The 12604-nt window shown below is 67.6% G+C and carries 7 protein-coding genes; 2 read left to right on the top strand and 5 right to left on the bottom strand.

Annotated elements, in window-relative coordinates:
* Nucleotides 1–41: 41 nt before the first annotated feature.
* Nucleotides 42–908 carry a DUF2911 domain-containing protein gene (locus tag HNP98_RS01975; RefSeq protein WP_173808376.1) on the bottom strand — a complete coding sequence of 289 codons (867 nt, stop codon included), beginning with the start codon at nt 906–908 and terminating at the stop codon, nt 42–44.
* 162 nt (nt 909–1070) lie between these two features.
* On the opposite strand from HNP98_RS01975, the gene HNP98_RS01970 reads away from it, so the two are divergent.
* Complete coding sequence (locus HNP98_RS01970; protein ID WP_173808375.1) at nt 1071–2567, top strand: SDR family oxidoreductase; 1497 nt, start codon at nt 1071–1073, stop codon at nt 2565–2567.
* Between the two features lie 149 nt (nt 2568–2716).
* Here the strand turns inward: HNP98_RS01970 and HNP98_RS01965 are convergent, their stop codons facing one another.
* The 3 genes from HNP98_RS01965 to HNP98_RS01955 all read right to left on the bottom strand — a co-directional run bounded on the left by HNP98_RS01965 (nt 2717) and on the right by HNP98_RS01955 (nt 7726).
* Nucleotides 2717–4126, bottom strand: a complete 1410-nt coding sequence (locus HNP98_RS01965; protein ID WP_173808374.1) for a di-heme oxidoreductase family protein — start codon at nt 4124–4126, stop codon at nt 2717–2719.
* 188 nt (nt 4127–4314) lie between these two features.
* Nucleotides 4315–5382, bottom strand: a complete 1068-nt coding sequence (locus HNP98_RS01960; protein ID WP_173808373.1) for an imelysin family protein — start codon at nt 5380–5382, stop codon at nt 4315–4317.
* Nucleotides 5383–5536: 154 nt separating this feature from the next.
* Nucleotides 5537–7726: a TonB-dependent receptor family protein gene (locus tag HNP98_RS01955; protein WP_173808372.1), complete on the bottom strand. Its 2190-nt coding sequence runs from the start codon at nt 7724–7726 to the stop codon at nt 5537–5539.
* Nucleotides 7727–8039: 313 nt separating this feature from the next.
* Here HNP98_RS01955 and HNP98_RS01950 point away from each other — a divergent pair, with 313 nt between their 5' ends.
* Nucleotides 8040–9974 (top strand): prolipoprotein diacylglyceryl transferase family protein, encoded by a 1935-nt coding sequence (locus HNP98_RS01950; protein ID WP_173808371.1) that lies wholly within the window; start codon nt 8040–8042, stop codon nt 9972–9974.
* A 29-nt stretch (nt 9975–10003) separates the two neighbouring features.
* On the opposite strand, the gene HNP98_RS01945 is transcribed toward HNP98_RS01950, so the two are convergent.
* The gene (locus HNP98_RS01945; RefSeq protein WP_173808370.1) at nt 10004–12577 is read right to left on the bottom strand and encodes a type IA DNA topoisomerase; all 2574 of its coding nucleotides are present in this window, start codon (nt 12575–12577) and stop codon (nt 10004–10006) included.
* Nucleotides 12578–12604 lie beyond the last annotated feature (27 nt).

Genomic DNA, 12604 nt, shown 5'->3' with positions numbered 1-12604 from the left:
TCAGGCCCGCCGGGAACCGGCTTGCGCGGGGCCGGGGCACTTTACTTTTTCGCGCCGGCGGCGGCCAGCACCGCTTGGTTGAGCCGGGTGTACTCGGCTTTGGCCACCTCGTTTTTGTCGTCCTTCACCAGGGCCAGCGATTGGTTGGCGGCGGCGATGGCCTCGGCGTTTTTGCCCTGCTTCTGCAGCAGCTTGGCTTTCCAGTAGTAGCCCGAGTACTCGGCGGGGTGGGCTTTGATGTATTCGTCGAGCCAGCCGAGGGCGGGTGTGAGGTCCTGGCCGCTGTTGTAGTAGTATTGGGCGGCGGCCATGTAGGGCTTCTTTTCGCCTTTCATGGCGGCGGCAATCTGTTTCAGCACGAGGCGGTCAGGGTCGGCGGTGAGGGGCAGAGTTACCGCGGCATGGTCCCAGGCCAGGACGAGGTCGGCGGCGGCGGGGCGCAGGTTTTCGAGGGTGAGCGACATTGTTTCCTGCGGCGCGGCCAGCGGTGCGGCTTTGGCCGGCACGCGCAGCACGTCGAGGCCGGGCCGGTAGGCGTAGGCCCCCCACTGGGCCGTGTCGCGGTTGAGCACGAACGTCCAGTCCGTTTTGCCGGGAATGGCCAGCAGGGCGTAGGTGCCGGCCGGCACGGCCTGGCCCGCCACCTTCACTTCTTCGCCGAAGCGGATGGTGGTGACGGCGTTGGCCCCGGTGCGCCACACCTGCCCGTAGGGCACCAGCCCGCCGAAGGCCACGCGCCCGCGCAGCGAGGGCCGCGAATAATTCAGCTCGATGAACGAGGTGGAAAACGCCTGCCGGACGCGCACCGCCGGGCTGGCCTGGGGAATGTTGAGCTTGGCTTGGGCGTGGGCGGCGGGGGCCAGCAGCAGGGCAGCGGCCGCAACGGCCAGCGGGTGAAGGTGTTTCATGGCGGCAAAGGTACTTTTTTCCGGCGATGAGGCGCGGGGCCCGGCGCGGCCTGGCGGGGCGGGCGGGTTCAAAACAAGTCGGTCATTCTTACGTTCTTAAATGCGGAGGCCCGGCCTCTGCCCGCGCAAGTTGCTTCCCGCTACCTGGTTTCCGCCCAGCCCATGAAAATCCTGCTCACCGGGGCCACCGGCTACATTGGCCAGCGCCTGCTGCCCGGGCTGGTGGCCGACGGCCACGAGGTGGTGTGCCTCGTGCGCGACCCGCGCCGCTTTGCCCTGCCCGACACGCTGCCCGAGGCCCTGCGCGCCCAGGTGAGCGTGGCCGCGGGCGACCTGCTGCGGCCCGAGTCGCTGGCCGACCTGCCCCTGGACATCGACGCGGCCTACTACCTGGTGCACTCGATGAGCGGGCACGGCCAGGACTTTTTTCAGCTGGAGCAGGACTCGGCCCGGCACTTCGCGCAGTACCTCGACCGCACCGGGGCCCGGCAGGTCATCTACCTCTCCGGCATCGCCAACGACCACGACCTGAGCGTGCACTTGCGCTCGCGCAGCGCCGTGGAAGACGTGCTGGGCCGGGCCGCCAAGGCGCAGCTCACGGTGCTGCGGGCCAGCATCATCATCGGGTCGGGCTCGGCGTCGTTCGAGATTATCCGCGACATCGTGGAGAAGCTGCCGGTGATGGTGACGCCGCGCTGGCTGAACTCGCGCTGCCAGCCGCTGGGCATTCGCGACGTGATGTTTTACCTCACCGCCGTGCTTGATAACCCCGCCTGCCTGGGCCAGAGCTTCGACCTGGGGGGCCCCGACATCCTGACCTACAAGGAGATGCTGCTGGGCCTGGCCGCCCAGCGCCGCTACAAGCGCTGGATTGTGACGGTGCCCGTGCTCACGCCGCGGCTCTCGTCGTGGTGGCTATATTTGGTCACCAGCACTTCGTTTTCCCTGGCCCAAAGCCTGGTCGAAAGCCTGAAGAACGACACCGTGGCCGACCCGGCGCGCAGCATTGCCCGCGTGGTGCCGCACCCGTGCATGAGCTACCGCGAGGCCCTGGCCCTGGCCTTTCAGCGCATCGAGCAGAACGAGGTGGTGAGCAGCTGGAGCGACGCCATGAGCAGCGGCACCCTGCGCCAGAACTACATGGACGCCATCCAAATCCCCAAAAACGGGATGTTTTTCGACCGGCAAATCCGCTCGTTCACGCGGCCCGTGGCCGAGGTGCTCGACAACATCTGGCGCATCGGCGGCGAGCGGGGCTGGTACAAAACCGACTGGCTCTGGCGCATCCGGGGCCTGATGGACAAGCTGGTAGGCGGCGTGGGCCTGCGCCGGGGCCGCCGCTCGCCCAGCCGCCTGCGGGCCGGCGACCCGCTCGACTTCTGGCGGGTGCTGGTGGCCGACCGCGCCACCCGGCGCCTGCTGCTCTACGCCGAGATGCGCCTGCCCGGCGAGGCCTGGCTCCAGTTCCGCATCGTGGACAACGCCGACGGCACCCACGCCCTGGAGCAGCTGGCCGCCTACCGCCCCCAGGGCCTGGCCGGCCGCCTGTACTGGTACTCGGTGCTGCCCTTCCACGGCATCATCTTCAAGGGCATGGTGAAGAACCTGCTGGAATTTGGGGAAGATGGGGCGACCCAAGAACTGGAAGCTGCTAAATGACCCGGGGGAGCGCCTCACCCCCCGGCCCCCTCTCCGAAAAGGAGAGGGGGAGACGGAACTGATAGCTGCTGGTTAACCGCTTATTGAACGCACCCCCTCTCCTTTTCGGAGAGGGGGCTGGGGGGTGAGGCGCTTTCCCATGTCCTTCTTTACAGCGACTGCAAAAACGCCAGCAGGGCGGTGCGGTCGGCGGTGCTCATTTTGGTGACGGCATCGGCCGATGGCTGGGCTTCGCCGCCGTGCCAGAGGATGGCCTCGGTGAGGGAGCGGGCGCGGCCGTCGTGCAGGAAGGTGGTGGTGCCGTTCACGGTGGCGCTCAGGCCCAGGCCCCAAAGCGGGGGCGTGCGCCACTCCTGGCCGGTGGCCCGGAAGTCGGAGCGGTTATCGGCCAGGCCGGGGCCCATGTCGTGGAGCAGCAGGTCGGTGTAGGGGTAGATGTTCTGGCCGGCCATTTCGGCGGGCAGGCCGGCCTGGGCGCTGGTGCGCAGCGTGGGCACGTGGCAGGCGGCGCACTTGGCGCTGACGAACAGCGTTTTGCCCAGCTTCACCTGGGTTTGGGCGACGTCGCGGCGGGCGGGCACGCCCAGCGTGCGCACGTAGAAGCTGGTGCTGGCCAGCTCGTCGTCGGGCAAATCGACCACTGCGCTGCTGCCGGGGGCCGCGTTGCCGGCCTGGGTCTGGCCGGCGGCGGGCTCCAGCGGAAACAGGCTGCTGGTGATGCCCATGTCGCCGTTGTAGGCGGCGGCCACCTGCTGGCGCAGGCTGGTCTGGTTGGCTTTCCAGCCGAAGCGGCCGAGCTTGGTGGTCTGGCTGGCCACGTCCCAGGCGTAGTTGGGGCGGCCCGAGATGCCGTCGCCGTTGGCGTCGTTCTCGTCGGCCAAGGCCAAAATATCGGCCTCGGCCACCGATTCCAGCAGGCCCAGGCCGAACACCGGCGGGGCCACCCGGGCCGAAATCAGCACCCCGGCCGGCAGCGGCATATACGGCTCGTCGATGCCGTAGGTGGGCTGGCGCAGCGCCACCGAGGTGCCGTCGGCCAGGGCCCGCAGCTGCTCTACGTACTTAATGCTGAGCTGGCCTTCGGGCGCGGTGCCCACGATGGCGCGGTTCTGGAGCTGGTCGCCGAAGCCGGGCACGGGCAGCGGGCCGCCGTGCGCGTCCTGGCCGGGCAGGCTGAGGCGGAAGAGCATCTGCACGGCGTCGGTGGGGCTGGCCGGGGCCATGCCGCGGCCGTCGCGCACGTGGCAAGCGGTGCAGTTGGCGTTGATGAACAGGGGCCCCAGGCCGCCGCCCACCGCCGCGCTGGTGCCCGTCACGAAGCGCCGCTCGAAATTCTGGTCGCCGGCCAGGTGCAGCTGCAACGAGGCCGCGCTTAGGTTGGGGGCGGGCAGCGAGTAGGCATTACTGGTGGCGCTGGCCACGGTGGCCGCGCCGCCGGCCGTGGTGGGGTCCGTGGCGGCGACGGTGGGCGCGGCGGCTTCGTCGGCCGATTTGGAGCAGCCGGTGAGGGCCAGGGTGGCGGCAGCGGCTGAGAATAACCAGAAACGCGGAGCAAGCATAATTGGTGGGTTTATCAGTTGGCAGGCGGGGCGGGCGGCCGGGGTTGTAGCCCGGCCGCCCGCTAATCGTTGCGGCGTTGTGTGGGCTTTCTGGGGCCCCTAATGGGTATTAATTAACCCAGGGGCCCTGGCGATTACCGGGCAGCCGGCTACAACGCCGGCAGCCCGGGTCGGCCTGGCGGCCAGCTTTACAGCGCGTTCACCAGTGGGGCGCAGTCGTTTTGCAGGGTGTTCAGCACGGTGCGCACTTTGGCTTGGGCGGCGCGCACGGCGGCGGGGTTTTGGATGATGGCCTGGTCGAAGCGGCCGGGCAGGGCGTTGATGGCCGCTTTGGCGTCGGCTACTTCCTGACGGAAGCGGGCGTCGAGCGTGGGGTTGCGGGCCACCACCAGGGCCCCAAAGCCCGCGCCGGTGCCGGCCGAGCCGTAGCGGCCGTTGTAGATGTTCTCGATGCCGGCGAGGTTGGCCGTGAACTCGGCCTTGGAGTTTTGGCTGTACTCGGCCTCCTCGTACTCAGTGCTTTGCTTGGCCAGTGGAGTTTCGATTTTGCTGTTCGTCAGCTCATCGGCGGGGCCCGTCAGGCCATCGAGCAGCTCCTGCACGGCCTGCTTCTGCTTGGGGTACACGGCGTTGCCGGGGCCGGCGGTGGCCAGCGTGGCGGCGAAGTTGCCGCCGCCCGGCACCCAGGCATTCAGCAGCCGGGCGGTGTTGGCCTTCAGGTTTTGGGCCGAAGCCGCCAGGAACTGGTACTCGCGGGGCGTAAAATCGGCCAGGGCCTTGCCGGCGTCTTTCCCAAAAAGCAGGAACTCGACGGGGTGGTAGCCCTGGAGGCCGCCGTCGAGCCGGGCCAGGCTGGCGGGGGTCAGCGGGTCGGCGCTGGCGAGCAGGGTGGCCAGGTCCACGCGGTTCAGGGGCCAGGTGTCCAGCACGGCGTCGAGGCCCAGGGTGCTGACGGGCCCGAAGGCGAAGGCCTCCGTGTTTTCCCAGGGCAGGCGGGCGTCGCGGTAGGCCTGGCGGGCGGCGTCGAGGGTGGCAGCCGTGGGCGCGGCGGCCAGGGCCCCCACGGCCGTTTGCAGGGCGGCGGCCTGCTGGTCGAGGTCGCGGTAGTTGGCCACCATCACGGTATTGGCCGTGTTGGCGAGCAGCCCGGCGGCGTTGTAGCCGGGCGAACCAATGGCGGTGTTCTGCGGGTCGATAATTTCCTTGTTGCAGCCGGCGAGCAGCAGGGCCCCCAGCGCGAGGATGGATAGTTTCATGGTGGTGCTTGGTGTTCGCTACTTTAATAAGCTAAAAGCGGTCATGCTGAGCGCAGTCGAAGCATCTCTACTGCTCAACTAATCCAATCGGTTTATTTACTGCTGCGGGAGAGATGCTTCGACAGGCTCAGCATGACGGCCCAGCAACCAGGCCCTAAAACCGGGCGGCCAGCGTGGCGTAGAACGAGCGGCCGATGCTGGGGATGATGCCGGGCCCGGGGTACTCGTCGGTGCGGCGGGTGAAGTAGCGGGCGTCGGTAAGGTTGTTCACGCCGGCCTTCAATTCGATGCGGTTGGGGAAGCGGTAGGTGCCCGACACGTCCCAGACCGAGTAGGCCGGCACGAGGCCCCGCAGCGGGTCGTCGTTGCTGGGCGCCACGAGGTTGTTGGCCTCCCCAAACGAGTCGCCGGTGCGGCTGAACTGGCCGGTGATGCTGGCCGGGCCGTAGCCGTAGGTAAGGCCCACGCGCTCGATGGTGCGGGGCGCGTACTCCACCCGGTTGCCCTTGAACTCGCTGCTCACGTAGCGGGCGTCCACGTAGGCAAACGAGTTGAAGAGGCTGAGGCGGTGGCGGCTGTCGGTTTGCAGCAGCTTCAAGGGGCTGATTTCCACGTAGGTTTCGGCCCCTTTGTGCTCCGAGTCGGCCACGTTGGTGCGCAGGGCGTAGTCGTTGCCGGTCACCGGGTCGGTCAGGCCGATGGTGCCAATGCGGCGGTTGTAGCGCAGGAAAAAGCCGCCCACGTCGAAGTTCAGCCACTGGCCCACGGTGCCGCGGTAGCCCAGGTCGGCGTTGTAGCCGTTGCTGTCCTTTAGCTTGGGGTCGATTTTGGAGGTGACGCCGAACGGCTGCAAGGCCGAGTAATCCACCGGCCGGTAGGCCTGCGACACGTTGGCGTAGAAAGCCGTGCTTTCGGTGGCCTGGTACTGGGCCCCCGCCCCAAAGAGCACGAACGAGCGGTAGCGCAGCTCGTTCGTGTACTGGGCCAGGCCGTCGTCCTGCACCTGGTAGCCGGTGGCTTTGGAGCTGATGAACTCGTAGCGCACGCCCGGCGTAACGGAGAATTTATCGGTGAAGCGCAGCACGGTTTCGGCAAAGGGCGCGAAGTTTTGGGTGCGGAACGCGAAGTCGTACTCGTAGCCGCCGCCGTACAGGCCCAGGTCGAAATCGGAGCCCGTCGAGCCGGGGCCCCCGCCCTGCCGGTGCATGCGCCCGGCAAAGTAGCGGGCCCCGTAGGCCACCGTGCTGGTGCGGCCCAAAAAGTTGTAGTCCGTGCGCACCCGCAGCTCGTTGGTAATGCTGCGGAACTGCTCGTTCTCCACCTCGCGCGGCACGTACTGGCCCGTGGCCCGGTCAATGGTATCCAGGGCGGCGGCCCCGCCGTCCTCGTTGCGCCAGACGAGGCGGCGGGCGCTTAGGTTGCCCGCGGCCTTGAAGGTCACCAGCGTACGGTCCGACAGGCGGTAATCGGCCGTGAGGGTCAGGATGTTCCAGGGGCTGTCGAGCCAGTTGCGGGCCCGGGTGCTCTGGCGCGGGTTGGCGTAGAAGAGCGAATCGGTGAGGCCCCCGGGCATCTGAATCTTGTTGCGCAGCAGCGAGTATTCGAGGCCGATTTTCAGCTTGCCGGTGGCCTGGTACTGCAAGCCACCGAAGGCCGACACCTGGCTCACGGCCGAGTTGGGCCGCCAGCCTTCCTGGCGGCGGTACTGGCCGTAGGCGTAGTAGTTGAGCTTACCGACTTGCCCGCCCACGCTCGTGAACGTGTTGGCCAGGCCAAACGAGCCGCCGGTCTGGCGCAGGTTCAGCTCGAATTTCTTGTCCTCGGGGCCCCGGCGCATCACGTAGTTCACCACCCCGCCAAACTGGGGCCCGAACTGGAGCGAGGCCGCGCCGCGCGTCACCTCCACCCGCTCCACGGCCTCCATGGCGGGCTGGTAGTAGGTTTCGGGGTAGCCGTAGAGGTCGGCCGTGATGTTGTAGCCGTTCTGGCGCACGTTCATCTCGATGCTCTGCACGGGGTTGAGGCCCCGCAGGCCGAAGCCGTTGGAGGGGAAGCCGGCGCCCTCGGTTTCGGAGAAGTTGGCCCCCGGGATGCGCCCCAGAATCTGGCGCGGGTTGTTCTGGGCCACGTTGGCGTCGAGGGAGTCGAGCACCAGCACCTCGGTTTTCTTGCCGGCGTAAATCACCGCCCCGTTCACCTGCCCGAGGTTGCCGAGGCCATTTTTGGAGTTCAGGCCCAGCACCCGCACCTCGTCGAGGCGCTGGGGGGCGGGGGCCGGCTGCTGGGCCAGCGCGGGGCCCGCTGCGGCGGTCAAAGCGAGGGCGAAGGGTAACGAAAGGCGCATGACTATTTATACTTGTTCTAAACAACCGCAAAAGTACGGGGAGGTATTCCAACCGGCAAGGTTTATTAAGAATAAATCTAAACAGACGTGTAAAGTAGGCCCCGGCAGCGCCGAAGGCATCCTTCACCGGGCCCTATCAGGGTCAGATTCATCAAATTTTAAAGTCTGATTTTTATCGTGCAATATTTTACTAGTCAGCATTTTGTTTACTGAAATCAGCCCATTATCGGGTCTGCTAATTGCACTTTTTGGGTTGACTTTGCGAAATGGTGGACGCTACCTTTCAGCGCCTTCCATTCCTCATTTTCGTCCCATGCCCGCTTTTACCTTCGAGCTGCCCGCCGTTTTTCGGCCCGGCCACTACACCGCCTGCTACCTGCTGGCCGTGGCCACGTACCAAGCACTGCTGCTGCTGGAAGGCCGGCGGCGCGGCTTCGCGCTGCGCCCCTGGCTGCTGATGCAGGCGGTCACGCTGCTGGCCTTTGTAGTAGGCTGCAAGCTGGTGGTGCTGCCGCTGGCCGACTGGCCGGCGCTGTGGCGGGGCGGGGCGGCGCTGGGGGCCTACCCGGTACGCTCGGCCCTGGGCGGCATTGCCGCCAGTAGCCTGACGCTGTGGGCGTTGCGGCGCTGGCTAGGCCTGGGCTGGGCGGCGTTCGACGCGTTTGTGGGGCCCCTGGCGGCGGGGCTGGCCGTGCAGTGCCTGGGCTGCCTGGCGGCGGGCTGCTGCTGGGGCGAGCGGGCGGGCGGCGGCGGCCTGGGTATCAGCTTCGGGCCCGGCACCGCGCCTTATGCCGCCCAGGTGGCGCGGGGCCTGCTGCCCGCCGGGGCCCCGCACGCGCTGCCGGTGGTGCCCACGCAGTTGTACGCCCTGCTCGTGTGCCTGGCGCTGGCCGGGGCCACGTGGGCCACGCGCCGCCGCCCCTGGCCGGCCGGCACGCGCTACTTACTGGGCACGGGGGCCCTGCTGCTGGCCTGGGGTGCACTGTGTCAGTGGCGCGACCCGGCCAGCCAAACCCTGGGGGCTCAGCCGCTGGTGCTGGCCGGGGTGCGGCTGCTGGCCCTCCAGTGGGGCGTGCTGGCGGCGGGGCTGCTGCACCTGGCCGGCGCGGCGCTGCTGTGCTGGTGGGGCACGGTTTTTCCGGTGGCCCGGGCGGCTGCGCCCGATGCGCCGCAGCCGGCGCGGCAGCTGGCCGGGGCCGCGGCCCTGTTGGTTCTCACGGCCGCCCTGGCCCCGCACGCCCTCACCGGGGCCGAGTTTCGGGTGCTGCAAGCGGCGCTGGGGGCCCTGCTGCTGGCCGAAGCGGCCGCCGGGTGGCCGGCCCTGGCCGCGGCCGGGTGGCGCGGGCAGCCCCGGCTGGCCTTCGCCGGGGCCCTGGCCCTGCTCGTGCTGATGAGCCAGGCCCCGGCCCCGCGCCAGGATTCGGCGCGGTTCATCGACTTTTCGGTGGGCGCGTCGCAAGGGACTTTTGACCAGGACTTTGACTACCCGTCTTACCCCAGCGGCGGGGGCTGCGGCGGGGGCGGGGGCGGCTCATCCACCGCCCAACGGACCGGTTACTTGCACAGCTACCGGGCCGTGGGTGGGCAAGTAGCCGTGCAGCTCAGGCCCGGGGGACGCGGCTTTGTGAGTACTGCGGGGCTTGGGGCCTGGACGGGCACCGACCACGTGGGGGCCGCCCCGCAAACACCCGGCGACGGGCCTTTACAAACCAGTTTTGTGCCCTACACCCACGACTACAATCTTTTCGACATAAACCCTTACGTGGAGGGCTCGACCGAACCGAGGGCGCGCATTGGCTTCGGCTATCACCTCGGCTTCCATGCGGGCAACTTGCTCAACAACCAGGCCCGGCGGGGCGACTCGGTGCTAACGGTCCAGCGGGCCTTGCCCGATGTGCAGGTGTGGATAGGCAACCGCCAGCGGCTGTTCGTCCAGGCCGATGCTGGGTACGGCGCGGGCGGGGTGGGCAACCTGCTCTACCGCGTGGGCCTGGGCACGGGGCTGGGGGCCAGCAGAGCGAGTACCGTGGTGGCCGGCCTGGCCTTCACCGACGCCACCAGCAACACCTTTGCCGGTCTTTATAGTCCCAATGACGAGCGCCCGGTCAATTCCACGCTGGGCTTCGCGGCGGCCAATATCCGCCTGGCCAACAGCAGTTTCATTCTGGAGCCCACCGCCGCTACCGACTTTGGCCGGCACCACCAAATCAGCCTGCGCCTGCACTACCGGCTGGGGCTAAAAAAGTAGCCCGGGGCCCTAAAACCAGCGCCCCACCCCTACCCAAACACCGGCACCACGCGGCCCTCGTCCACCTTCAGGGCCGCGTCGTATTTCTTGCCGGTTTTGGCCGACACGAAGCCCTTGATGACGCCCGTTTCGCCGCGGCGCAGCAGCTGCTTTAGCTGCGTGTCGGTCAGCTCCTTGCCGCCCCAGGCGAAGGGCACGCGGAACTGGCAATCCTCGCGGAAGCGCGAGCAGCCGTAGGCGCTGCTGCCGCGCAGCATGGTGCCGAGCTTGCACACCGGGCACGGAATCTGGCCGGGGTCGGTGGCGGTGGTAGGCTTGCTTTCGGCGGCGGGCAGCAGCACCGGCCGGTGCTGAGCATCAAGGCCCAGGGCGGCGTCGAACTTCTGCCCGTCGGGCCCCACGAAGCCCTTCATCAGCGGGGTGCGGCCCTTGGCCAGCAGCGCCTTGATTTGCGGGTCGCTGAACTTCTTGCCCTGCATTTCCGTGGGCAACCGGAAGACGCAGCCCTCGCGGAAGCGGGCGCAGCCGAAAGCGGTTTTGCCGCGCAGGACGTGGCCGGTTTGGCAGGCCGGACAATTTCCTAAGCTGTTAGCTACTAGCTGCTGGCTGTTAGCTTTTTGCTTTTCCTGGCCGGAGCTAACAGCTGACGATTTAGAGCCACCAGCCAACAGCTTGGAGCCAACAGCTAAATTCTCAGCGCTGCCACTGGTCACGGCGCGGCCGCTGCTGTCGGTTTTCACCTCCTGCACCATCTCGCGCACCAGGCCCGTGAGCTCGCCCAGGAACTGCTCGCTCGTCAGCTCGCCGCGCTCAATCTGGCGCAGCTTGTGCTCCCACTGCCCGGTCAGCTCCGCCGATTTCAGGGTCGGGTTGCGGATGAGGCCGATGAGCTCCACCCCGGTGGGCGTGGGCAGGAGGCGCTTTTTCTCGCGCCGGATGTAGTTGCGCTTGAACAGCGTTTCGATGATGGCGGCGCGGGTGCTGGGGCGGCCGATGCCGTTCTCCTTCATCGCCTGGCGCAGCTCCTCGTCGTCGATGTTGCGGCCGGCGGTTTCCATGCCGCGCAGCAGGCTGGCCTCGGTGTAGTCCTTGGGCGGCTGGGTGGTTTTGCTGTCGAGGCGCGGCGCGTGGGGCCCACTTTCGCCCTTCACGAAGGCCGGCAGCACGGTGCTCACCACATCGTCGTCGTCTGTTGTGCCCGGTGCTTGGGTGTTGGTGCTTGGGGCGGGCTTGGGGGCCGCCTGCTGGGCGGGGTCGCCGTACACCACGCGCCAGCCGGGGCTGAGGATCTGGCGGCCGCGCACCCGGAACGGGCGCTCGGCGGCCTCGGCCAGCACGGTGGTGTTGCTCACCTCGCAGTCGGGGTAGAAGGCGGCAATGAAGCGGCGGGCGATGATGTCGTACACGCTGCTCTCCAGCCCGCCGCCGGGGCCCGCCGCCCCGGTTGGGATGATGGCGTGGTGGTCGGTTACCTTGTTGTTGTTGAACACCTTGCCGGTCTTCGGAATCTTGCCCGCCAGCAGCGGGGCCGTGAGCGTGGGGTAGGCCAGGCCGCGCAGAATGCCCGGGATTTTCGGGTACTGGTCATCGGGCAGAAACGTGGTGTCCACCCGCGGGTAACTCACCGCTTTCTTCTCGTACAGGGCTTGCACCAGCTTCAGCGTGTCCTCGGCCGAAAGCCCTAACTGGTTATTGCACTGCACTTGCAGCGAGGTCAGGTCGAAGAGGCGCGGCGGCGACTCGCGGCCTTTTTTAATCTCCACGTCGGTAATCGTCAGCGGGGCGGGGCGCACGGCTTCCAGGGCCTCGTTGGCTTCCTTCTCGGTCACGAAGTAGCCCAGAGCCTTCAGGCGCTCCTTCTCATCGGGCGCGTCTTCGGCAGCCTTGGCCTGCTTGGGCGGGGCAATGTGGGCGAACATCGTGCCCCGGTACTCGGTCCGCAGCACCCAGTAGGGCTCGGGCTTGAAGTTCTGGATTTCGTGGTGGCGGGCCACCAGCAGGGCCAGCGTGGGCGTCTGCACCCGCCCGATGCTCAGCAGCTGCTTGTCCTGGTAAGTGGTGTATTTCAGCGTGAACAGGCGCGTGGCGTTCAGGCCCAGCAGCCAGTCGCCCACGGCGCGGCTCTTGCCGGCCTGGTACAGCTTATCGAACTCTTTGCCGTCACGCAAGTTGTTGAACCCCTGCCGAATGGCTTCCTCGGTGAGCGACGAAATCCAGAGCCGCTTCACCGGTTTGCGGCACTTGGCCTCCATCAGCACCCAGCGCTGAATCACCTCCCCTTCCTGCCCGGCATCGCCGCAGTTGATGACCTCCGTCGCCTCGTCAATTAGCCGCTTGATGGTGTGGAACTGCTTCACCACGCCCTCGTCGCGCCGCATGAGCTTGATGCCGAAGCTCTCCGGCACCATCGGCAGGCTGTGCAGGCTCCAGCGCTTCCACTGCGGGTCGTAGTCGTCGGGCTCCTTGAGCTGGCAGAAGTGGCCGAAGGTCCAGGTCACCTGGTAGCCGTTGCCTTCCATGTAGCCGTCCATGCGGCGGGTGGCACCCAGCACGGTGGCAATTTCGCGGGCCACGCTGGGCTTTTCGGCAATGCAGACTATCACGGATTTTCGGCGTTTTTCGTGGATTGC

Origin of the sequence: Hymenobacter caeli, from assembly GCF_013294115.1 — a bacterium.
Taxonomy (GTDB): Bacteria; Bacteroidota; Bacteroidia; order Cytophagales; family Hymenobacteraceae; genus Hymenobacter; species Hymenobacter caeli.
The sequence above is the reverse complement of the archived record's forward strand: the minus strand, read 5'-3'. Positions and strand labels throughout refer to the sequence as shown.

Excerpts from the sequence above, each read along its gene's own strand:
- HNP98_RS01975 (WP_173808376.1), bottom strand. The coding sequence starts at position 908 with ATGAAACACCTTCACCCGCTGGCCGTTGCGGCCGCTGCCCTGCTGCTG.
- HNP98_RS01970 (WP_173808375.1), top strand. The coding sequence starts at position 1,071 with ATGAAAATCCTGCTCACCGGGGCCACCGGCTACATTGGCCAGCGCCTG.
- HNP98_RS01965 (WP_173808374.1), bottom strand. The coding sequence starts at position 4,126 with ATGCTTGCTCCGCGTTTCTGGTTATTCTCAGCCGCTGCCGCCACCCTG.
- HNP98_RS01960 (WP_173808373.1), bottom strand. The coding sequence starts at position 5,382 with ATGAAACTATCCATCCTCGCGCTGGGGGCCCTGCTGCTCGCCGGCTGC.
- HNP98_RS01955 (WP_173808372.1), bottom strand. The coding sequence starts at position 7,726 with ATGCGCCTTTCGTTACCCTTCGCCCTCGCTTTGACCGCCGCAGCGGGC.
- HNP98_RS01950 (WP_173808371.1), top strand. The coding sequence starts at position 8,040 with ATGCCCGCTTTTACCTTCGAGCTGCCCGCCGTTTTTCGGCCCGGCCAC.